The organism is Desulfothermus sp. (assembly GCF_053993635.1).
Map to the genome: position 1 here is coordinate 1 of NZ_JBMYBT010000010.1, position 20,734 is coordinate 20,734.

22 protein-coding genes are annotated in these 20,734 nt (G+C 32.9%); 5 read left to right on the top strand and 17 right to left on the bottom strand.

Features of this window, described 5'->3' with window-relative positions; all coding sequences use genetic code 11:
- Positions 1 to 2,427: RIFT barrel domain-containing protein (locus ACY2V1_RS00645; protein WP_461832858.1), on the bottom strand; the 2,427-nt coding region annotated here is incomplete at its 3' end.
- A 242-nt stretch (positions 2,428 to 2,669) separates the two neighbouring features.
- Here ACY2V1_RS00645 and ACY2V1_RS00650 point away from each other — a divergent pair.
- The 3 genes from ACY2V1_RS00650 (at position 2,670) to ACY2V1_RS00660 (ending at position 4,626) form a co-directional block, all read left to right on the top strand.
- Positions 2,670 to 3,131, top strand: coding sequence for an acyltransferase (locus ACY2V1_RS00650; protein WP_461832878.1), 462 nt, complete (start codon positions 2,670 to 2,672; stop codon positions 3,129 to 3,131).
- 78 nt (positions 3,132 to 3,209) lie between these two features.
- The gene (locus ACY2V1_RS00655) at positions 3,210 to 3,581 is read left to right on the top strand and encodes a response regulator (RefSeq protein WP_461832859.1); all 372 of its coding nucleotides are present in this window, start codon (positions 3,210 to 3,212) and stop codon (positions 3,579 to 3,581) included.
- Positions 3,582 to 3,597: 16 nt separating this feature from the next.
- Positions 3,598 to 4,626: a sigma-54 interaction domain-containing protein gene (locus ACY2V1_RS00660; RefSeq protein WP_461832860.1), complete on the top strand. Its 1,029-nt coding sequence runs from the start codon at positions 3,598 to 3,600 to the stop codon at positions 4,624 to 4,626.
- A 6-nt stretch (positions 4,627 to 4,632) separates the two neighbouring features.
- Here ACY2V1_RS00660 and ACY2V1_RS00665 read toward each other — a convergent pair whose 3' ends face one another.
- From ACY2V1_RS00665 to ACY2V1_RS00695, 7 genes are all read right to left on the bottom strand, one after another.
- Positions 4,633 to 5,880 carry a TIGR03790 family protein gene (locus tag ACY2V1_RS00665; RefSeq protein WP_461832861.1) on the bottom strand — a complete coding sequence of 416 codons (1,248 nt, stop codon included), beginning with the start codon at positions 5,878 to 5,880 and terminating at the stop codon, positions 4,633 to 4,635.
- A complete protein-coding gene (locus tag ACY2V1_RS00670; protein WP_461832862.1) occupies positions 5,877 to 6,470 on the bottom strand; it encodes a MarC family protein in 594 nt (197 codons plus the stop codon). Before ACY2V1_RS00670 ends, ACY2V1_RS00665 begins: the two co-directional genes overlap by 4 nt.
- Positions 6,471 to 6,480: 10 nt before the next feature.
- Positions 6,481 to 7,185, bottom strand: a complete 705-nt coding sequence (locus ACY2V1_RS00675) for an ABC transporter ATP-binding protein (protein WP_461832863.1) — start codon at positions 7,183 to 7,185, stop codon at positions 6,481 to 6,483.
- A 7-nt stretch (positions 7,186 to 7,192) separates the two neighbouring features.
- Complete coding sequence (locus tag ACY2V1_RS00680) at positions 7,193 to 7,957, bottom strand: ABC transporter ATP-binding protein (RefSeq protein ID WP_461832864.1); 765 nt, start codon at positions 7,955 to 7,957, stop codon at positions 7,193 to 7,195.
- A 22-nt stretch (positions 7,958 to 7,979) separates the two neighbouring features.
- Positions 7,980 to 8,930, bottom strand: a complete 951-nt coding sequence (locus tag ACY2V1_RS00685; RefSeq protein WP_461832865.1) for a branched-chain amino acid ABC transporter permease — start codon at positions 8,928 to 8,930, stop codon at positions 7,980 to 7,982.
- A 24-nt stretch (positions 8,931 to 8,954) separates the two neighbouring features.
- Positions 8,955 to 9,860, bottom strand: a complete 906-nt coding sequence (locus ACY2V1_RS00690; RefSeq protein WP_461832866.1) for a branched-chain amino acid ABC transporter permease — start codon at positions 9,858 to 9,860, stop codon at positions 8,955 to 8,957.
- Between the two features lie 65 nt (positions 9,861 to 9,925).
- Positions 9,926 to 11,056, bottom strand: coding sequence for a branched-chain amino acid ABC transporter substrate-binding protein (locus tag ACY2V1_RS00695; protein WP_461832867.1), 1,131 nt, complete (start codon positions 11,054 to 11,056; stop codon positions 9,926 to 9,928).
- A 259-nt stretch (positions 11,057 to 11,315) separates the two neighbouring features.
- Between ACY2V1_RS00695 and ACY2V1_RS00700 the strand changes: the two genes are divergently transcribed.
- Entirely contained in the window at positions 11,316 to 11,816 is a 501-nt protein-coding gene (locus ACY2V1_RS00700; RefSeq protein WP_461832868.1) for an Lrp/AsnC family transcriptional regulator, read from the top strand.
- Between the two features lie 12 nt (positions 11,817 to 11,828).
- A complete protein-coding gene (gene pruA, locus ACY2V1_RS00705) occupies positions 11,829 to 14,843 on the top strand; it encodes an L-glutamate gamma-semialdehyde dehydrogenase (protein ID WP_461832869.1) in 3,015 nt (1,004 codons plus the stop codon).
- A gap of 95 nt (positions 14,844 to 14,938) precedes the next feature.
- Here the strand turns inward: pruA and ACY2V1_RS00710 are convergent, their stop codons facing one another.
- The 9 genes from ACY2V1_RS00710 to ACY2V1_RS00750 all read right to left on the bottom strand — a co-directional run bounded on the left by ACY2V1_RS00710 (position 14,939) and on the right by ACY2V1_RS00750 (position 20,725).
- Positions 14,939 to 15,502: a hypothetical protein gene (locus ACY2V1_RS00710; RefSeq protein WP_461832870.1), complete on the bottom strand. Its 564-nt coding sequence runs from the start codon at positions 15,500 to 15,502 to the stop codon at positions 14,939 to 14,941.
- 263 nt (positions 15,503 to 15,765) lie between these two features.
- The gene (locus ACY2V1_RS00715) at positions 15,766 to 16,284 is read right to left on the bottom strand and encodes a hypothetical protein (RefSeq protein ID WP_461832871.1); all 519 of its coding nucleotides are present in this window, start codon (positions 16,282 to 16,284) and stop codon (positions 15,766 to 15,768) included.
- Between the two features lie 4 nt (positions 16,285 to 16,288).
- Positions 16,289 to 17,683: a hypothetical protein gene (locus ACY2V1_RS00720; RefSeq protein ID WP_461832872.1), complete on the bottom strand. Its 1,395-nt coding sequence runs from the start codon at positions 17,681 to 17,683 to the stop codon at positions 16,289 to 16,291.
- 1 nt (position 17,684) lies between these two features.
- A complete protein-coding gene (locus ACY2V1_RS00725) occupies positions 17,685 to 18,671 on the bottom strand; it encodes a type II secretion system minor pseudopilin (protein ID WP_461832873.1) in 987 nt (328 codons plus the stop codon).
- A complete protein-coding gene (locus tag ACY2V1_RS00730; RefSeq protein WP_461832874.1) occupies positions 18,661 to 19,296 on the bottom strand; it encodes a prepilin-type N-terminal cleavage/methylation domain-containing protein in 636 nt (211 codons plus the stop codon). Before ACY2V1_RS00730 ends, ACY2V1_RS00725 begins: the two co-directional genes overlap by 11 nt.
- Complete coding sequence (locus ACY2V1_RS00735; protein ID WP_461832875.1) at positions 19,274 to 19,615, bottom strand: PulJ/GspJ family protein; 342 nt, start codon at positions 19,613 to 19,615, stop codon at positions 19,274 to 19,276. The genes ACY2V1_RS00730 and ACY2V1_RS00735 overlap by 23 nt, the downstream gene beginning before the upstream one ends.
- A gap of 79 nt (positions 19,616 to 19,694) precedes the next feature.
- Positions 19,695 to 20,099, bottom strand: coding sequence for a pilus assembly FimT family protein (locus ACY2V1_RS00740; protein ID WP_461832876.1), 405 nt, complete (start codon positions 20,097 to 20,099; stop codon positions 19,695 to 19,697).
- Positions 20,068 to 20,496 carry a type II secretion system major pseudopilin GspG gene (gene gspG, locus ACY2V1_RS00745; protein WP_461832877.1) on the bottom strand — a complete coding sequence of 143 codons (429 nt, stop codon included), beginning with the start codon at positions 20,494 to 20,496 and terminating at the stop codon, positions 20,068 to 20,070. Before gspG ends, ACY2V1_RS00740 begins: the two co-directional genes overlap by 32 nt.
- 73 nt (positions 20,497 to 20,569) lie before the next feature.
- Entirely contained in the window at positions 20,570 to 20,725 is a 156-nt protein-coding gene (locus ACY2V1_RS00750; protein WP_461832879.1) for a type II secretion system F family protein, read from the bottom strand.
- Positions 20,726 to 20,734: the final 9 nt, after the last annotated feature.

Consider the following 20,734-nt stretch of genomic DNA (forward strand, 5'->3'; position numbering starts at 1 on the left):
TATGTCTGAGAAGCTATTTTTTATATTGTCGAAATATGCTTGTTGAAAGCCAAATACACATAAGATGACCATTGGCCTTGTTAGATATGCTGTATCAAATTTAAGTAAATCCTCTAGACATCTATTGAAAAAAAATTTAGCCTTATGTAAAAATAATTTTCTTTCCTTTGGAGATGTATATTTTGCTACACAATTTAATACATAAGCCTTTCTTATATCTTGTGCTGGCCATGTCTCTGTTGGTATCTTTACTTTGTGTAGAACATCTTTATAAGGAACTTCGTTTTTTAATATCCATTTTCCATAATGTATAAGGCTATCTCGTCCATAAAAATACATCCAATCTATTTCATTTAATTCTAATTTTAAACATAAATATTTATCAAGGATTTGCAGGTAAACTAAATATGACCATCTAAATTCAGGATCATCTAGTTTTAGTTTTTCTATATTATCCTTTGGATGAATTGTTCTTCTAATAAGTTCTTCTGCTTTGAATAGATATTTTCTGTTATTTGTTAAGATATATGCGTCTATTAATGCATTTATTGAATTTCCTGCTCCTCTACCTGGGCCGTGATACATAGGGTCAACTGTTTGTGAAGCCAGTCCTGTTGGTCCATGATCAAACACACAAAAAAGGGATTTATCTCCCTTGTCCATTTCTATTACCCAATTTGCCAGCTCTATTACCGCTTCTTTTGCCTGGATATCCCCACTCAGTAGGTAATAATATAAGAGACCAGTTGTGTAGTTGTGTTCATTTGATGGGCCCCCTCCAGGTGAGGGGTTTAGGTTAGAATAGGTCCTGTGGGTAGCAGTTTTTGCTTCCACATAGTGGTCTGTGTGCCAAAACATCCCATGATTATATGCAGGCTTGTCTTTATCTGTGTGATATATGTCTATATCTATTATGTGCTTGGCAAGGGGTTCTAATAGTTCAAACCACCTAAAATCTCCTGACCTTAAGAAATGTACTATTGCCCCATATAAAAAATCATATTGGTTATTATAATGGGAGACAAATGGAGTTTTTCCTTTATGATTTACTGCTTCGTGATCACTAAATATATCTCCGAAATTTCTCCAGCCATACTCATCTATTACTTCATTTTTTTTAAAAAAGGAATTAGGACCAGTGATTATGTTTTTTATATATTTTAGATAGTTAGCATTATTGTCTTGTTGTTCTGGTACAAAGTAGGGAATTGTATTTGAGATACTCACCCAGTTGGGATTGATTTTAAAAGGGGGAGGAAACACAAAATTAAATAATCTATCTCCATTTTCGTCAGAATTTACATCAATATAAATGGTATGGGTCTTTTTTTCTCCCCCCTGTAATTCAAATAATGTTTGTGCTTCTTCGGGAAATAGAGATATTTTTATTAAATTTTTTTGAATTTCAACTAAGTTGGGAAAATTTTGCCAGAAGTTTTTTACACTAAATGAAATATTTCTTTCTGATTTTGCAATTATTAAGGGATTGGTCCTATCTCCCTTTATTTTTTTTATTAGGCGTCCATCTTTATATTCATGTATTAAAAAACCTTTGAATCTTACAGTTAGATTTCCGTCTTTATCTATGTGATTAGGAGAATCCCAGTTTTTTCCGCCACTGGAATTTTGGTGGATAATAAATTTATCAAAATTCTTAGATATAATAATCTGCTCATCCTTTGTCTTATCTATAAAACAAGTTAGTTCATTTGCTGGTTTATTTAACTTATATAAAATTGAAAAATCTTTAAAAAATATAGACCCTGGATCTCCAATGTCCCATTTCCCTGAAGGGTGTATAGAGGGGTTTGGATTATGTATTTCTACGTCTATTTTAATAGTGGAAGATTGATAAAAAAAAGAGATTATAAATCTTAAATATATAGATTTTTTGGAAGAGAGTAATATTTTGCCTTTAATTTCAATATCTATTCTTAGCCTTCCAATATGTAAAAATTTAAAACTTTTTTCTGTTAAATCTTGAAAAGAAAATCTTTTATTATTTTTTGTTGTTAGGGAGAAATCTATGTCAATATTTTCAAATAGATTTTTTAATTTTTTATCTAAAACAAAATTAAATACCCCTGTATTAATATTTATCTTTTCTTTTTTTTGTTCTACATTAAGTCCAGTCCTTTCCTGTAATTTCTCCTCTTGATCAACGGTCCCTAAAAATAGAGAAGTGGAGTCCTTAATTGGGCTATCCACAAGAATATCCAAAATGCACCACTTTATACTTTTATCTGGCCAGTAAAGAAGTGGTGTAAGTTCATACTGGTATGAATTTTTATTTTGATCAAGAATAAATCTTTTGTCTTCTTCGTAAAGAAGACCTTTTTTTAGTGGCAAACCAACAGTAAAAATATAAGGATAATCTTGATTATATGGTGCAGACAGGAATTTTAGGATAAATTGGGTATTGCTCATTTATTTTTATTTTGTTAAATTGTTATCGTTGCTTGCCTAAACTTTATAATAAATAGGTTCCCTCATAGCAAGTTTTTTGTTGTGTTTGCTTGTGTGTTCTTTAAAATTTGGAAAGCCAGAGCATGAGACGTAATATAAAAAAGTTATTTCATCTAATATTTAAAATTATTTCCCTCCCATTGTACATTTACTACTTATTAGTAACCGTATTTTTTGAGAAGAGGCGGGTTTTTTCAAATTTGATGCAATTTTGTTCAATACTCCCTGGATTTTTGGGGGAATGGATAAGAAAGTGTGTCCTGGAGTGGATAACCAAGACAAATTTGATTGACTCTTTTGTAGGATTTGGTACTACTTTTTCTGATCCAAGGGTTAAGATAGGTCGAGGAGTATATATTGGACCGAAATGTGACATTGGATATGCTGAAATAGGCGATAATACCTTAATAGGGACAGGCGTTCACATAATTAGCGGAACTAGACAACATTTTTTCAATCGATTGGATATTCCAATAAAGGAACAGGGTGGTGAGTTAAAAAAAGTTGTGATTGGACAAGATGTTTGGATAGGTAACGGTTCAATAGTTGGATCTGATGTTGGAAAAGGGGCTGTTATTGGAGCAGGGAGTGTTGTGATGTCTCCTATTCCTGAATATGCAGTGGTTGGAGGCAATCCTGGAAAAATTTTGAAATACAGGAAATAAAAATAAAAGGTTTTGATTTATAATACGATTTAATTCAAAGGTTGAGTTGGACCATAACTTTAAAAATAGGATTAATTTATGTCAAAGAATAAACCCACAATATTAGTAATTGAAGATGATTCAGTACAAAGAGAGCTTTTAAATGAGTTTCTCGCAGAACAAGGGTTTTCTTTGTTATTTGCCAAAGATGGGTTGGATGGTTTAGAAAAAATAAAAAAGTACAAGTATGATTTAGTGATAGCTGATATTCGACTACCTTATGTTAGTGGCATAGGATTGATTAAGTGTTTAAGACAGGAACATCCTACCATCCCAATAATTTGTGTTACTGGATATGGACAATATCCAAAAGAAATAGCAAAGGAACAGTCTCCTGATGTTTTGCTGGAAAAGCCCTATGATTTGAATGTGTTGATAAAAAATATTAATTATCTTTTAAAATTGAAATAAATTTTGGTGTGGAATTATGAGCTTGACTAAGCCTAAAATCGTTGGAAAAAGCAAAATTATCAAAGATATTATAAAGCTCACCAAACAGGTAGGAGATTATGATTTAAATGTCCTTATTACTGGAGAAAGTGGTGTTGGTAAAGAACTAGTTGCAAGGGCCCTTCACTATTATTCTGTTAGGGCAAAGGAACCTTTTATAAAAATTAATTGTGCTGCAATCCCTGGGGAACTCTTAGAATCAGAGCTTTTTGGATATGAAAAAGGGGCATTTACTGGAGCTACTTCTTCAAGAATTGGCAAATTTGAATTGGCCAAATCTGGAACAATATTCTTAGATGAAATTGGTGAGATTTCTATTGGTTTGCAAGCTAAATTATTGCAGGTGCTCCAGGATAGATGTTATTTTAGAGTTGGAGGACATAGGGAAATAAAAACTACAGCAAGGGTCGTTGCTGCAACAAATAGAAATCTAGAGGCTGAAATTACTGCTGGAAGTTTTAGGGAGGATCTTTTTTATAGACTAAGTACCATATGTATTCATATCCCTCCCCTTAGAGAGAGAAAAGAAGATATACTTCCTCTTGTTGAACACTTTATTAAAGAAATGAAAAAACAGTATTCTAATAGAAACTTATCAATTCCCCCAGATATTGCCGAAGTATTTTTAAAATACCACTGGCCTGGTAATGTGAGAGAGCTTTATAACTATGTGCAAAGGCTTTTCGTTCTTGGGGACTTTGAGGCAGTAAAGCAGGAACTGCTCGATAAAATAAAGGAAGCAGATCCCGTAGTCCCAACTATAAATGGTTCTATGGATGAGATTGGAGAATCCATAACTAATTGTATTAATAAGAAAGATATTCCATCCCTTAAAGAAATAAAAGATTCTGTTACCAAAAAAGTAGAGAGAATGGTCATCTTAAAAATATTAAATGAAACAAATTGGAATAGAAAAGAAACTGCAAAACTCCTCAAAATTAGCTATCGCGCATTGCTTTATAAAATGAAGGATATGAAAATAACTCCTCCACCAGGAGTAAGATAATAGATTTTATTTTTTCTTAAACGGCCTGTACATAGGATCACCAACCAAGACCATCTTCCATGAAATATAAGGGAGAGATAAGTAGTAGCTTTCTGCTAAAGAGAAATAACCATCAGTTAGTGCCCAGAAAAAGATGTGGGGCAGAGGAAATGCCTGAATATATGGTTCTTCAACAGGTCCAATGGTTGCTGCAACGCCTTTTTGCAACATCTTGACACACCAAATATGAGATTTTTTATTTTTCAATGTTTGACATTCCACACTTGCCATATGATATCCAATTGCACCTCTAACCCATTTAAATGAGTCAATGTAATGTCCAAGGCTGTACCAGCCGCAATACAGGGCTGCGTTTTTACATTCATTTTTTTTAAAGAGTCTTTTTGTGTCTTCAAGCACTACTTTTAGTAACTTGGACTTCTTAATTTCCTTGGCTGCAAGGTGTAAAGAATAGTCATAATATGCGTATCCACCCAATTTCTTTTTGTTTTTTGGCTCTTTCCACCTTGCATCAAAATAAGCAATCCCTTTAAGCCCATTTTTTTCTGCATATATGGAATCATCAATTATTCTTTTCACAATTTCTGGATCAGGTCCATCCAACCTTGCTACCAGTAAAACATCCTTTTTCCCATACTTTAATTTGGTCTTTTGATTAGGCAAAAAATATGGATTTGGGATCCAGAAGGATAGTGGATAATTTTTTACCTTAACTAAAGATAGCTCAGAATCCACAGATGCAGATGTATTTAAATATAATTGGAGGTGCCTTAGTTTGTTTTGCAATTTTTTTATTTTATTTTTTAAAGATTTTTTTTGAGCTTCATCCTTTTCTGACTTTAGTTGTTCTTTTAAAAATGAGAGCTTTATATTTAAATTTTTTAATTCTGTTTGTTGCTCAAGGCTCGGAGTCTCTCCTTCAACTTTGAGTGGTATGCCATATATAAGTAAAAGACACCTTATTTTGTTTTTTGGATGGTCTTTTAAAAATTTTTGGATTGGGATCTTAATTTTTTTATTGTAATCCTTTCTGGATATTCTTTCAGAATCATTACACCATATCTTTAAAAAGTTATCCTTTGGGATGTTTCTTTTATTTATGTAATACATAGCAAGGGATACACTTTGTCGTGCATTCATATTTGCAACTACTAAAATTTCCTCGGGAGAAAGAAAACAAAAGGCTTTATTAGTAAAAAATAGAAGACAAAAAAAATACAATATGTTAATTATTTTAATAGAATTATTTTTCATTTTATTGTTTCCAAGAAATATTTTATGCCTTCTTCTAACATTTGAACAGCCAGTAAAATTAATATAAGCCCCATTAATCTTTCTATTGCCCTTGTACCTCTATCTTTTAATGTATTTTTTAATCTGGTGAAACTCAGCATAATAATGAGGCATCCCAGCCACGCAATAAATAATGACAGAAAAAGCTTTAATTGTGAAGGGGTCTTTTTTGCATATAGCATAATTGCAGCGAGTAAAGATGGGCCTGCAATAAATGGAGTGGCTATGGGCACTATAAATGGGTCTTTTTCATATTGAGATAAAGAAGTTGTCTCTTCAGGAAATATTAGTTTTAATGAAATAATAAATAAAATTATCCCGCCAGCTATTCTCAATGTTGATTTGTCTATGGAGAGAAAGTTCAAAAAAAATGATCCAAAAAATTGAAAAATAATCATTAAAAATAGGGCAATTAGCATTTCCCTAAAGATTATTTTTTGTTGTACTTCTGAGGGATGGTCTTTTAATATTGCGAGACAGGCAGTTGAATTGGCAAAAGGGTCCATAATGAGGAATAGAGGGATTGAGATCTTCAGAACTTCTTTTAACATATTTAAAAAATCACCCGCCAAGATATGCCTTTCTCACCTGTGGATTAGTCAGTAGATTTGAGGCCTTATCTTCTAGTACAATATTACCAACCTCCATTACATAACCTCTTTTAGCCAGTTTTAAAGCAGCTTTTGCATTTTGTTCAACCAAAAGGACTGTTACACCAGATTCATTGATTGTTTTTATTGTTTCAAAGATGGATTTAACCAATATTGGAGCGAGTCCAAGGCTTGGTTCGTCCATTAGAAGGAGTCTTGGATTTGACATAAGTCCCCTTGCTATTGCAAGCATTTGTTGCTCTCCGCCACTAAGTGTACCTGCCAGCTGTTTTCGCCTCTCCTTTAGCCTTGGAAAAAGGGAATATGACCATTCTTTATTTTTTTCTACCACTTTTTTGTCTTTTATTGTGAAAGCTCCAAGCTCTAAATTTTCCTCTACAGTTAATGTGCCAAAAAGTCTTCTCCCTTCAGGTACCTGGGATATACCCATTTCAACTATTTTATCTCCAGGGGTGTCAGTAATATCCACTCCATCAAATATGATTTTCCCTTCTGAAGGTTTTATAAGTCCACTAATTGTCATAAGTGTAGTGGATTTTCCTGCACCATTTGCACCTAAGATAGTTACTATTTCTCCTTTTTCTACCTTTATATCTATTCCATGTATTGCTTCAATATTTCCGTATTTTACATGAAGATTTTTTATTTCTAACATATTACCCTTACTCCTCATCAATTCCTAGATATGCCTCAATAACTCTTGGATCTTCCCTCACCTGCTCAGGTGAACCCTCGGATATCTTTTTACCATTATCTAGTACTACAATGTATTCACAAACATCCATGACTAAATTCATATCATGCTCAATTAAAAGCACTGTGATTTTTCTATCGCGAATATTTCTTATTAGCTGGATTAATTCCTGTGTCTCCTGGTCGTTCATTCCTCCAGCAGGCTCATCTAAGATTATTAATTTTGGTGATGTTGCAAGTGCCCTAGCAATTTCTAAGAGCCGCTGGTTTCCATAGGATAGGTTCTTTGCCTTTTGTTCAAGGTTTACTTTAAGGCCCACAAATTCTAGTTCCTTTATGGCAATATCAATAGCCCTTTTTTCTTCTTCCCTCTGCCATCTAGGTTTAAACATACCTGCAAAGATGCCAGATTTCATACGGCAGTGGTAACCTGACATGGCATTTTCTAGGACAGAGAGCTCTTTAAATAGCCTAATTGTCTGAAATGTTCTGGCAATCCCTAAGGAGACAATTTGATGGGTGGGCTTTTTTACTAGGTTTTGGCCATCAAATATAATTTCTCCTTTATCAGGAACATAATGCCCTGTGATTAAATTAAATACAGTGGTCTTGCCAGCACCATTTGGGCCAATTAGTCCCACAATGGAACCTTCTTCTACATCAAAACTTACATCATCAACAGCTGCAAGTCCTCCAAAATATTTGGTAAGATTTTTAAGATGGAGAAGGGCCATATTTTTAGACTCCCTTATTTAACTAATTTTCAGCGAATTTTTTATCCATATACACATCATATTTCCGTGGAGGAGGAGGAATCAAACCCTGGGGCCTAACTATCATCATGATTATCATTGCAAGGCCAAATGCGAGCATCCTGGCCTGGGAAAATTCCCTGAAGATTTCTGGCAGTCCAATAAGTAAAAATGACCCCAGTATAACTCCACTAATACTTCCTGAACCACCTAAAATTACAATACAAAAATATACAACAGATTCCCAGAAGGTGAATGACTCTGGCGAAATAATTGTCATCTTTGAAGCATAGATATTTCCCACCATTCCAGCCCAAAAGGCTCCAATTACAAATGCAATTAATTTATATCTGGCAATATTTACTCCTGTACCTTCAGCAGCTACTTCATCTTCTTTGATATAATTTAAGGCTCGCCCAAATCTGGAATTTCTTAGCCTTTCAAATAGAAAGACGCTAATTGCTAAAAATATCCAGATATAATAGAAAAAATGCTCTGGCCTTCTGATAACAAGGCCTAGTAGATTTGGTCTGGATATACCAAAGATGCCATTGGACCCTCCTGTTAGCCCAAAGATATTGTTTATAAGGGCAATTCTTACTATTTCAACAATGCCTATAGTTACTATTAAAAGATAATCACCCCTTAGGTGAATAATTGGTCTTGCAACAAGATAAGCAAAGATAGCAGCAGTTATTCCACTAAAGGGAATTAAAAGTATAATTGGAATGTGATACATGGTGTTTAAAATAGCAGTTGTGTATGCACCAACTGCAAAAAAGGCCGCATGCCCCATGTGAAACAAACCTGTATCACCGAGAATAAAATTTAAGCTAAGAGCAAGTATTGCATAAATACCTATATTATTTAATACATCCACCCAATAGGAATTTAAAAAAAGTGGTGATAAGAAAAAGGCAATGACTATAATAGTTGTTATGTATTTCCTGTTCATGTCACCATCATTTAGTTTTATGGTTTATATTTTGTCAGCAACCCTTTCACCAAGAATACCTGTTGGACGCACAATTAAAATGATTATCAATACAAAAAATGCGATTGCGTCCTTCCACGCAGTTGAAATATAGGCAGCTCCAAGGGCCTCGATAACCCCAAGTAGGATTCCACCTAGCATGGCACCTGGAATATTGCCTATACCTCCTATTACAGCAGCAATAAATGCCTTTAGGCCATACACCCATCCCATCATAAAGTTTAGCTGTCCATAATACAGACCAACCATTAGACCTGCTGCTCCTCCAAGGGCAGGGCCAATGAAAAAAACATAGGATATAATCTTGTTCACATCGATTCCCATTAGCCTTGCAGCACCGTGATCTATTGCAGTTGCCCTGATAGCTGTTCCAATTTTGGTTTTTTGTATAAATAAATATAAAATAATCATAAGGATAACAGAGAGAAGTAGCATTACGATCCTAAGCAATGGGATCTTCATTCCCAGTATATTTAAAGTAATTTGCGGGATTAAATGGTGTGGATACACCTGAAATCTTGCGCCATATATAAGCATAATGGAATTTGAAATAACTATTGATGCCCCAAGGGCAGATACAACTGCAGCCAACCTGTCTGCTGATCTAAGTGGCCTGTATGCAACTCTCTCTAAAATAATTCCAGCTATACCTACAAGGCCCATAATTATTAGGCCAAATAGAAATAGAGTTGGAAGAGGTCCAATTTTGCCCACTAGGCTAAAGGATGTTAAAAGTGTAAATCCTATGTAGGCTCCCAGTGTAAAGAGATCTCCATGGGCAAAGTTAATCAATTTTAAGACACCATAAACCATGGTGTATCCCAGGGCAATTAAGGCATATATCCCGCCTATTGCAAGTCCATTGGTGAGTTGTTGAAAAAAGAATTCCATGGGCTTTATCTCCAGTTTAAAATAAAACTAAAGAAAGCGGAGAGTTAACCCCTCCGCCTTTTAAATTACTTAGGTTGAAGTACAAAGTTTCCGTTGGCATCTACCCTATAAACCCTGTACAGATCTCCTACCCTATCACCTTTTTCATCAAAAGAGATTTTTCCAGTCAGCCCAGGCATATCTTTCAATTTGTAGTGGAGAAAATCTGCCATTTTATCTGGATCAGTGGATTTTGTACCCTCGATTGCCTTTACTATTGCAAGGAGTGCATCTCCTGAGAGAACTGCCCAAACAGATCCAGGTAGTTCGTGGTATTTAGCTTTGTATGCCTTTAAAAATGCCTTGGCTTCTGGAGTATCTAAGTCTTGAGGTACTGGTGGGCTCAAGAAATAAAACCCTTTTGCTGCGTCTTTACCTGCAATTTTTACCAGGTCTGGATTGTTGGTTGCGTCACCACCAATAAATGGAACATCCCAGCCCATTTCCTTTTTTTGTTTTAAAAGAAGACCAGCCTCTGGATAATATCCTGTAAAAAATACCACATCAGGATTTTTGGACTTAAGTTTTGTCAAAATAGTTGTGTAGTCTCTATCTCCAGGGGTTAAGGCGTCAAAAAACACAATTTTAATACCACTCATTTTTTCTAAGTTATGTTTTGCTTCTTCAGCTAGACCCTTTGCATAAGTAGTATTGTCATGGAGAATTGCAACTTTTTTATATCCAAATTTTTTGATGGTTTTGGCAGCAACTTTTCCCTGTTCATCATCTCTAGGGGCTGTCCTGAAAAAGTATTTATATCCCTTTTCAGTTAGCCTAATTGCTGTGGAGCCATTTGCAATTTGAATTATTTTGTTTTCATTGAAGATATTTTGACTTGCTTCTGTAACTGAAGATCCATATGTGCCAATCACAGCAACTATGTCTCTTGTGACAAGCTTGTTTGCGGCAAGCGCAGCAGTCCTGGGATCTCCACCATCATCTTCATCGATGATTTCAATCTTTTTACCAAGGACCCCACCTTTTTTGTTTATTTCCTCGGCAAGCAGATTTACGATCTTTTTCATGTCCAGACCTTCACTTGCCCAACTCCCGGTCTGTGGACACATAAGTCCAATTTTGATAGTGGACTTGGCAAAACTAATGGTTGTTAAACACAAGCCCAAAAAGAGCGTTAATACAAAAATTTTTCTTAACATAACAAATCCTCCCTTTAAAAAATAAGTTAAACTAGAACCCCCTGACCTTACTTTTAATTAAATTATCTAGCTATTATTAACTAAAAATTTAAGATAATGTTGGAGCTTTAAATAAAAAAATATCACCCGTCAATTAATTTTTGTATGCTAAACACTCTTTAGCAAAAAAGTGTTTAAATTTTTAAGAAAGTTTTTGAATAAAATTCTTGACTCGCTTAATTTTTGTGAATTATAAATCAAAAAAAAGAGAAAATCAAGAATGATTGACGAAATTGATAAAAAAATTTTGAATTTGCTTCAAGAAAATGCACGTATATCCAATGCAGAGATTGCTCGCAGGATAAAGATGGCCCCATCAGGGGTGCTTGAGAGGATTAGAAAATTAGAGAAAAAGGGCTTTATTTTGGGCTATGAGACCAGGCTAAACCATAAGAAGTTAGGACTTGTTTTGACAGTATTGATTTTGGTCAAGACAAAGGATGCTGTGGGTTCAAGTAAAATTGGGGAAGATATAGCAAAGATTAATGAAGTTCAGGAAGTTTTTTACATAGCAGGTGAATACAATTATCTGGTAAAGGCAAGGGTTTCAGATACTGATAATTTAAAAGAGCTTTTGAAAAAGTTTGGGGATATAGGTGGAGTTGTGGATACACGAACAACTTTGGTTATTGATGAGCTATTAGAGACCCTAAAATTAGATTTAGATGGAATCGGAGTTAAAAATAAGGGCTTAAGGAAATCAAAACAGGACCAAAAATAGGAGGTATTTGATATGGAAAATCAAGTATTGAACCAGAGGATAAAGGCGCGGGGTAAGGAGTTTTTCAGATCCATTGCTGGAGAAGCTCCGTCGATTTTTAATAAAAGCTGGTGGACTGGTAAAGTTATGGATTGGGCAATGAAGAGCGAGAATTTTAAGATTCAGCTCTTTCGTTTTGTGGACGTATTGCCTTATTTAAACACTTCAGACTCTTTAATCAGACATATTGAGGAGTATTTTGGAGCAGACGAAGAAGAGCTCCCAGCAGTCTTAAAATGGAGTGCCAAGGGTGCTGGAGGAATTGGCAGGGTTTTTGGCGGGAAAATTTTGGCCAAGACCATATCTTCAAACATAAAATCCATGGCAATGCAGTTTATAATAGGCGAGAACACAAAACAGGCCATAAAGACCTTATCTAAGCTAAGAAAAGATAATTTTGCCTTTACAGTAGATATCTTAGGTGAGGCAACAGTTAGCGAAGAAGAGGCGTTTATTTATCAAAAGAGTTATCTAGATTTGCTTGATGTACTTGCAAAAGAGGCATCTAAGTGGAATGGTCTGATAACTGGTGGGGATCTAGATTGGGGTTATGCACCAAAGATAAATTGTTCAATTAAGCCATCTGCACTTTATTCACAGGCAAGGCCAGTTGATTTTGAAAACAGTGTCAATGTGATAGTTGAAAGGCTCAGACCCATAGTTGCAAAGACCAAAGAAATTGGTGGTCACCTATGTATAGACATGGAGCAATATGCATACAAAGACATCACCCTGGAGGTTTATAAGAGACTTCGTCAGGACCCAGAGTTTAGAGATTTTGACCAGTTGGCAGTTGTATTACAAGCATATCTCAAGGATACAGATAAAGACCTTGAAGACTTACTTAATTGGGCAAGGAATGAAGGAATTAAGATTTCAATAAGATTGGTTAAAGGGGCATATTGGGATTATGAGACTGTTATAGCCAAGCAAAGGGGATGGGAGATCCCTGTTTATACTATTAAAGCGGAGAGCGATGCTGCTTTTGAAAGACATGCAGAAAAAATTTTGAAAAATAGCGATATCTGCTATTTTGCCTGCGGTTCCCACAATATCAGGTCAATTTCTGCAGTAATGGAAATGGCCAGGGAATTTGGAGTGGATGACTCAAGGTATGAATTCCAAGTTTTATATGGCATGGCAGAACCAGTTAGAAAAGGTCTTTTAAATGTTGCAAAGAGAGTGAGACTTTATGCACCATATGGTGAGCTTATTCCTGGTATGGCATATCTGGTCAGAAGGCTTTTGGAAAATACTGCAAATGAATCGTTTTTGAGACAGAGTTTTGTAGAGGGTGCTGATTTAGATAAACTTTTAGAAGATCCAAATATCCTAGTTGAAGAAGCAAAAAAACAAAGAGAGCAAGTAAAAAAGTCTGATACTTTAACATCAGGTGTCCCACCATTTAGAAACCATCCATTTGTGGATTTCTCTAAAAAGGACCAGAGGGAAGCCTTTTACAAAGCCATTTCTGAAGTAAGAGGTGAGCTTGGGAAGACCTATCCTTTAATTATTGGGGGGAAGGAAGTACTCACCGAGGACAAGATTCCATCTGTAAATCCTGCTAATCCAGATGAGGTTATAGGTTTTGTCTCTCAGGCATCAAAAAAAGAAGTGGATGAGGCAATTTCTGCAGCAAAATCTGTACGTTATGAATGGCAGAATCTAAGTGCAGAAGACAGGGCAAAATATTTATTTAAAGCAGCTGACTATGCAAGAAAAAATATATTTAAATTAGCAGCTTACCAGATTTTAGAGGTAGGAAAACAGTGGGATCAGGCCCATGCAGATGTTGCCGAGGCAATTGATTTCTTAGAATATTATGCCAGGGAGATGATAAGGCTTGGATCCCCACGCCGTATGGGCAGGGCACCAGGAGAGATAAATCACCTTATGTATCAGGGTAAGGGTATAGCTGCTGTAATTGCACCATGGAACTTCCCTCTAGCAATCTCATGTGGTATGACATCTGCTGCTATTGTTACAGGAAATCCAGTTTTGTATAAACCTGCATCCCTATCATCTGTGGTGGGATTTACCCTGTATAAGATTTACAAGGCAGCTGGACTCCCTGATGGGGTGTTTAACTATATTCCTGGGAAGGGTAGTGAAATAGGAGATTATTTAGTTGAACACCCAGATATTAGTATTATTGCATTTACTGGTTCCATGGAAGTTGGTCTGAGAATAGTTGAAAAGGCATCAAAGGTGGTTGAGGGTCAAGAACAGGTGAAAAAAGTAATTGCTGAGATGGGAGGAAAGAACGCAATTATTGTAGATGATGATGCGGACTTAGATGAAGCTGTTCTGGATATAATTTATTCTGCTTTTGGGTTTCAGGGACAAAAATGTTCAGCCTGCTCAAGGGTAATTGTGCTTGAGCCAATTTATGACAAATTTGTAAAAAGGCTTGTTGAAGCTGCGAAGTCTATTAAAATTGGGCCTGCTGAAGATCCACAATATTATATGGGACCAGTTGTTGACAAATCTGCCCAGGAAAAGATCTTAAAGTATGTAGAGCTGGCCAAAAAAGAAGGGAACGTGCTTTTGGTGAGAGATGATATACCGGATAAGGGCTATTACGTGCCTCTAACTATTGTTGGAGGAATCACCCCAGAACACAGACTGGCTCAGGAAGAGATATTTGGGCCTGTGTTGTCAATTATGAAAGTAAAGGATTTTGATCAGGCCATTGAATGGGCAAATTCAACTAAATATGCACTAACTGGCGGCACATTTTCCAGGAGTCCAAGGAATCTGGATAAGGCGAGACAGAGATTTAAGGTTGGAAATCTATATCTAAATAGGGGTATTACAGGGGCATTAGTTGAAAGACAACCCTTTGGTGGGTTTAAGATGTCTGGCGTTGGTTCCAAGGCTGGAGGTCCTGACTATCTCCTCCAATTTTTGGATCCGATCTGTATTACAGAAAACACCATGCGCCGTGGATTTGCACCAATCCAGGAAGGGGATGAGTGGATAGATTAAATTTTCAAATAAACTACCTAGCCAGGGAAATCTTTTCTTCTCTGGCTGGGTAAATCCAACCTTTTATTTCATGGTCTACTTTTGAACCCTTTTGATTAATACACCTTATACTTAATAGAACCAACATTTCCATAGATAGAATACTTCATAGAAGATTTGTTGTTAAATGGAAATGAAATTAGATCCTTTTTTAAATTTGTAAGGCTTAAGTTTATTTTACCATTAATTGAAATCATTGAATCCATGATTTTTTTCTTTATAAAAATAGAACCCTTACCATGTGTTTTAAAATAAGGGGATGTAATTTTAAAACCTTTTATATTTACCTTTGTATTTAACAGATTTGCCTCTATATCATCAATAGCTATTGGAATTTGCTTTTTCAATCCATATGCATCTATTAATAACTTTAGACCTTTAATACTTGCCTTAGTCAGGTAACTTGAATTGTTTTTATTGAGCTCAATTAGTCCATTAATTTTTCCTTTTAAAAAAATATTGTTGTAAATTGAGACAGGATTAATGTTAAAACCATTAATATGTATCTCAGCCTTTTGAATTACAGGTTTTTTAATTATATGTTTGAAAACAGTATTTGCATTAATTATTTTTTTATCTCCATGATATACATCTATAAATAAACTGGTTATTTTAGACAACCCTGGGCTCAAAATTATAAGAAAATTATCATCTATATTTAAATATTTTTGATCTCCATCAATTTTAGTATTTATATTGAGACTGGTTGGAAAATGATATGATATAGATTGTATTTTTATTTGGCCTGATATTTTTTCTTTTAAAATTGAATTTAAATAAATAGTTAAGGAATTATACGGAAATGTATATAAAAAAATAAAGAGAGTAAAAGCGAAAAAATAAAAAATTAATAAAAATATTAATGCAAATTTTTTCATAATTCTTAAGATTTTTTTTGTGTTTTTAAAAGGATATGCACACTTATTGTGCTTGGTTCACCATTTTTCCTTATAATATTTAACCTTTGAATGTCTATATGTCTTAATTTACTTATTGTTTTTAAAAAATTTAAAGTTTCTTTAAGTCCAATGTCCTCTAACTTGATATCCACATACTGCTCAATGTGATGGTTGTCTAATTTTCTATTTGATGGGATAATTGATACCAGATTATTTTCTATTCCAATTTGTTTTAATATATCCTGGACATCACTGACAATGCTATCAGATGCGTGGATACTAAATTTGAATTTTGTTCCAGTAGTAAGGAGGGATTTATATGTCTGCTCTAATAATAAGATTTTTTTAAATTGATTATGGTGAAGATCTGTTTGGTGTTGTAATTCAAAGATTTTTTTGTGCATGGGAAAATATATAATAAGAAAGAATAAAAGCACTATACCCATACAAATTAGCAATCTTACTTTTAACAGGTCTTGTTTTGAAATCAAGTTTATATTCATGATTTTAAGAAATCTCCACTATAAAATGAACATTTTTTTTATCTTTATCCCAATTTGCCTGTTTTAAAGAAAATTTATATGTTGTTCCTTTAGACATATTTCTTCTAAATTCTGTTATTGTATCCAGTGAATTGGCTTTACCCTTTAGAATAATCTTATTTTCATTCATGGAAAATTCTTCTATAACTAAATTTAAATCATCTGGCATACTACGTGAGATATCCTTTAAAACTATTAACGGGTCTAATTTATTTTTATTTTCATTTGATGTATTTTCTATATCTTTTATTTTTCCCCTGAATATGCTTAAATATTGTTCAATGGTTAGTTTTCTTTGGATTTTGGGAAAAGTTTTATTAAAGACCCTTTCTATTTTTTCTGTAATTTCATTATCATATTTCTTTAATAAATAAATTTGTGAGCTTAAATGGATTAACGCAAATATTAGAACAAGAATTATTGAAAAAAGGTAAGGTAAAAAATTCTTATCAAATAGTACTTCCCTTAAAGAGATATATCCTTTTTTGCTAAAATCAGCTATTTTGTCTTTTTGTTTTTTTAGATATAGAGCAAGTAAAGGAATAATGTCTTTATCTGTATCAAAAGATATATTTTTTTCAATCTGTACATCAACGTCCATTAATTTAAAAGGATCCATGATATTGAATCGATCTTTGGACTTTATTTTTGAGATTAATTCTGAGTTTATATTACTTGATGGAATGATAATTAAATTAATTAACTCCTGGATTTGGTTAAACTCTGTTTCAAGAATATACTCTATCTTTGCGAGTTTTTTATTTGTGCTAGATATAGCCTTTAGGTTTGCATACACCTTTTTATAATCAAAGGCTTTGTTATTTTTTACAATAATATTTAAAAAATCTCCATCTTCGTATATAAAAATAACATTATTTAATTGAATGGAGTATAAAAAACTTATTATACACTGAATGTCCAATGTACAGAGACAAAATGAATTTGGAGTTGTAGATGATAATTTTTTATAAATTGGTTCAATTGTTGTTTTTTTGCATGCAATGCCCAATACCTTGGATTTGTTTTTTGATTTCATTAAAAAAAGAAAATCGTATATAAGATTATTTTCCTTTATGGGAAGTTCAGGTCCTATCTCCAAAGAGATGGCCTGCTTTATATTTTCAATCCCTTTAAAAGGGAAGGTGAGTTCTCTTATCATAAAATAGTTGCTGGAAAAAATGGTTATAAATTCATCTATTGTATAGTTATCTTGACTTGATTTAAAAGGGATCTCATCCGTAATATCATCAATTAATAATCTTTTTCTATCTATAATCTTAATAGACTTTTTATTTTGTTCAATAAGAAGAGAAACCACATTACCGTCAAATTTAATGTAACTTGATACAATTTTTTTCATTTTAATATTCTATTTGATATAAAGTTGTTAGCTTTTTATTTTCCCTTTTTACAAATTTTATTATTGTACAATTGTATGAGCCAGATATTCCTGTTGATATTATTTTAAAATAATTACTTGTAGTGGTTAAAATATTATATGGAATTTCAATATCTTTATACTCGGACATATTTTTTTTTATCCATTTTACATTACATAAAATTTCTTTGTAAAAAGGATCATATCTTTTTTTCAATATCTCATCCACATACTTATTTTTTTTCTCCTGATCTACTTCATTTAAAATCAGCGACATAGCAATTGGTCTAGCACATGTATTTATGTTAATTAATCCGTCATCTGAATACACAGTAAATAAGTCTTTTAGACCCATTTTATATTTATTTCCATAATATATTTTTTCGTCAACAGATGGCAAAAGTAGCATCTCGCCTAAGGTTTCAAAGGTTCCATTCTTTGATTTATATTCTCTGTCTTTGTAATATGGGTTTATGACTTCAGTTTCCTCTAATGGGTATTTTTTTGGATTTATCCAATTTTTTATTTCCCTTATTATATTATCAGACCGATTTTCAGATATACCAAGTTCATTAACCAGTAAGTTTTTTACTACTTTTACGTAGATTTCTCCTTTTTTTTTATCAACAAGATAGTTTATGGGAATTTTTGATGTTTCATCTTGAATCTTTAAATCCAGGTATTCTGGATTTATATCATCTGGTAAATATCCCTGAACAATATTTAAATTGTTCCAGGTACTTAATAATGTATCACAAGCTAATTTGGTTTTTTCTTTTTCCAGTATTAAAATAGCTTCTGCAATATGGAGACCTGATATAGCCCTGTGTTTTGCAATAAAAAAATTTTTCAAAATTTGTGTTGTATTTATCTCTATATTGGCTATTTTTGTGATTTGATACAAGACAATAATTAGTATAAATATAATCACCAATACAGATATTAAAACAATACCTCTATTATTTTTCATTATATTTTACAGAAAACAAATGTTTTAATTTATGAGTTTTACCCTTTAACTCAAATGATAATTCTATTAATATTGCCACAGGCATTGATTTCATATCATCTATGTCCCAAAAATCATGTTGGGACCCGTTTTTGTCAAAAAAAAATATATTTATGTTTTTAATATAATCAGCTACTTTTATTTTAAATATTTTTTTATCTTGTAAGTCTAGATTTCCAAAAGGTATTTCCACTCTATATAAGGAGTAATCATCCTTTTCTTCATTTTTTTTTAAACAATATTCTATTTTGTTTATAGAAAAGGCAGCAGGTCTATTGATTAATGAGTTAGAGGTATAAAATGTAAGAATGTTAGCATTGTCAAAAATCTGATTTTTGCCTTGTAATTTGAATCTCTCTATTTCATTTGGATCTGTATAAATAGATGAAATATCTCTATCAAGTAAAATGGTTAGCATATTATCCATATTAATAAGTATTGTATCTGTATCAACACTTTCAGAAAAGTCAAGTATATTAATAAATGAAATATAAAGTCCAACTAATAATATTGAACAAATTGCAAGGGATACTAATAGTTCTATGAGTGTGAATCCAGTATATTTATTTATTTGTTTTGTATTCATATAATTCTAGAATTTTAAACTCATCATTTTTATTCTGGATAACAATAGCTTGACGAATTATATTGTAAACTCCAAGATAATCTTCAATATAAGTCCACATATAGTTCATTCCTTCTATATCTCCTGAAAAGGAATATATATTTGTATTTATTGAATTAAATTTATTGAATTTAGATTCAGTAAAATGAATTAAATAATTTATATCTTTATTTTGAACTATAGTATCGCCAATACTGTTTAAAGATTCAAAAATAGTCAACACACTAATAGCTATTAATGCCATTGATACTATGACTTCTATTAATGTAAATCCTCGCATATTAACCATTAAATATTATTTTATTGTTTAATAAAAATGGATTAACATCTATAGTTATTGGGGCATCTTCTTCTTTTTTTTAATTAATAATAATGGGATTTAAATATCCAAAATTAGATATTTGAATTTTAATTGGTTCAAATGAATAAATTTTGTCTTGATACTCAATTTGAATTTTAATATTTGTAGGTAACTTCAGATGTATCTCTCTTTCTCGATTATCCAAATCTGGTGTAGAGATTATTTTTTTGGGTAAATCGAAAAATATATATGAATTTTTTTTATGTAAAATACAGTTACTCCTCGTTTGTTCAATAAAAAGAGAAATATTTCTTGCGGTTTTTGATAAATCTGATTCAGCAAGGGATTCTAATACCTTAGGAATACCAAGTCCTAGAAACAGAGAAATAATGATGATTACTACCATGAGTTCACTTAAGGTAAAGCCCAATTTATTCCAAATCATAACTTTTGATATCTGCATCAAAACCCTCTCCACCTTCCTTCCCATCTGCGCCATATGAAATTATCTCGAAGTCAGCGTGCTCTCCAGGGCATATGTAGATATAATCATTTCCCCAGGGGTCTTTGGGAACCTTTGACAAATATCCCTTTGGTGGATAATTTTTGGGAATTCGTCCAATTACAGGTTTTTTAACAAGCGCTTCCAGTCCCTGCTCTGTGGATGGATAAAATCCATTGTCCATTTTAAATTTTTTCAGGGCCATGGACAAGTTCTGTATTTGTAGTTTGGCCTTAACCACCCTGGCTTTATCTGGTTCGTTCATTATTCTAGGTACAATTAAACCGGCAAGTATTCCTAATATTACAATAACAATCATTATTTCTATTAATGTAAATCCCTTTTGCGATGAACCCATAATAATTCCTCCTTAAACTTCCATTTTTCAAAAGTTTTTCAGTTGTTTAGTTATTAAAAAATTAACTTAATATTTATTTAACTAATTTACTCATCTCAAATATGGGAAGTAAGATCGAAATTACTACAAATCCCACAACTCCACCTAATATTAATATGAGTATTGGTTCAAGTAATGAAGTTGCAATACTTAATTTTGAAGATATTTCTTTTTCTAATCTATCTCCAATTTTAAGTAA

Excerpts from the sequence above, each read along its gene's own strand:
- ACY2V1_RS00690 (WP_461832866.1), bottom strand. The coding sequence starts at position 9,860 with ATGGAATTCTTTTTTCAACAACTCACCAATGGACTTGCAATAGGCGGG.
- pruA (WP_461832869.1), top strand. The coding sequence starts at position 11,829 with ATGGAAAATCAAGTATTGAACCAGAGGATAAAGGCGCGGGGTAAGGAG.
- ACY2V1_RS00725 (WP_461832873.1), bottom strand. The coding sequence starts at position 18,671 with ATGAAAAATAATAGAGGTATTGTTTTAATATCTGTATTGGTGATTATA.
- ACY2V1_RS00715 (WP_461832871.1), bottom strand. The coding sequence starts at position 16,284 with ATGAATATAAACTTGATTTCAAAACAAGACCTGTTAAAAGTAAGATTG.
- ACY2V1_RS00675 (WP_461832863.1), bottom strand. The coding sequence starts at position 7,185 with ATGTTAGAAATAAAAAATCTTCATGTAAAATACGGAAATATTGAAGCA.
- ACY2V1_RS00695 (WP_461832867.1), bottom strand. The coding sequence starts at position 11,056 with ATGTTAAGAAAAATTTTTGTATTAACGCTCTTTTTGGGCTTGTGTTTA.
- ACY2V1_RS00720 (WP_461832872.1), bottom strand. The coding sequence starts at position 17,683 with ATGAAAAAAATTGTATCAAGTTACATTAAATTTGACGGTAATGTGGTT.
- ACY2V1_RS00730 (WP_461832874.1), bottom strand. The coding sequence starts at position 19,296 with ATGAATACAAAACAAATAAATAAATATACTGGATTCACACTCATAGAA.
- ACY2V1_RS00660 (WP_461832860.1), top strand. The coding sequence starts at position 3,598 with ATGAGCTTGACTAAGCCTAAAATCGTTGGAAAAAGCAAAATTATCAAA.
- gspG (WP_461832877.1), bottom strand. The coding sequence starts at position 20,496 with ATGGGTTCATCGCAAAAGGGATTTACATTAATAGAAATAATGATTGTT.
- ACY2V1_RS00700 (WP_461832868.1), top strand. The coding sequence starts at position 11,316 with ATGATTGACGAAATTGATAAAAAAATTTTGAATTTGCTTCAAGAAAAT.
- ACY2V1_RS00740 (WP_461832876.1), bottom strand. The coding sequence starts at position 20,099 with ATGCAGATATCAAAAGTTATGATTTGGAATAAATTGGGCTTTACCTTA.
- ACY2V1_RS00685 (WP_461832865.1), bottom strand. The coding sequence starts at position 8,930 with ATGAACAGGAAATACATAACAACTATTATAGTCATTGCCTTTTTCTTA.
- ACY2V1_RS00670 (WP_461832862.1), bottom strand. The coding sequence starts at position 6,470 with ATGTTAAAAGAAGTTCTGAAGATCTCAATCCCTCTATTCCTCATTATG.
- ACY2V1_RS00680 (WP_461832864.1), bottom strand. The coding sequence starts at position 7,957 with ATGGCCCTTCTCCATCTTAAAAATCTTACCAAATATTTTGGAGGACTT.
- ACY2V1_RS00655 (WP_461832859.1), top strand. The coding sequence starts at position 3,210 with ATGTCAAAGAATAAACCCACAATATTAGTAATTGAAGATGATTCAGTA.
- ACY2V1_RS00665 (WP_461832861.1), bottom strand. The coding sequence starts at position 5,880 with ATGAAAAATAATTCTATTAAAATAATTAACATATTGTATTTTTTTTGT.
- ACY2V1_RS00650 (WP_461832878.1), top strand. The coding sequence starts at position 2,670 with ATGCAATTTTGTTCAATACTCCCTGGATTTTTGGGGGAATGGATAAGA.
- ACY2V1_RS00735 (WP_461832875.1), bottom strand. The coding sequence starts at position 19,615 with ATGCGAGGATTTACATTAATAGAAGTCATAGTATCAATGGCATTAATA.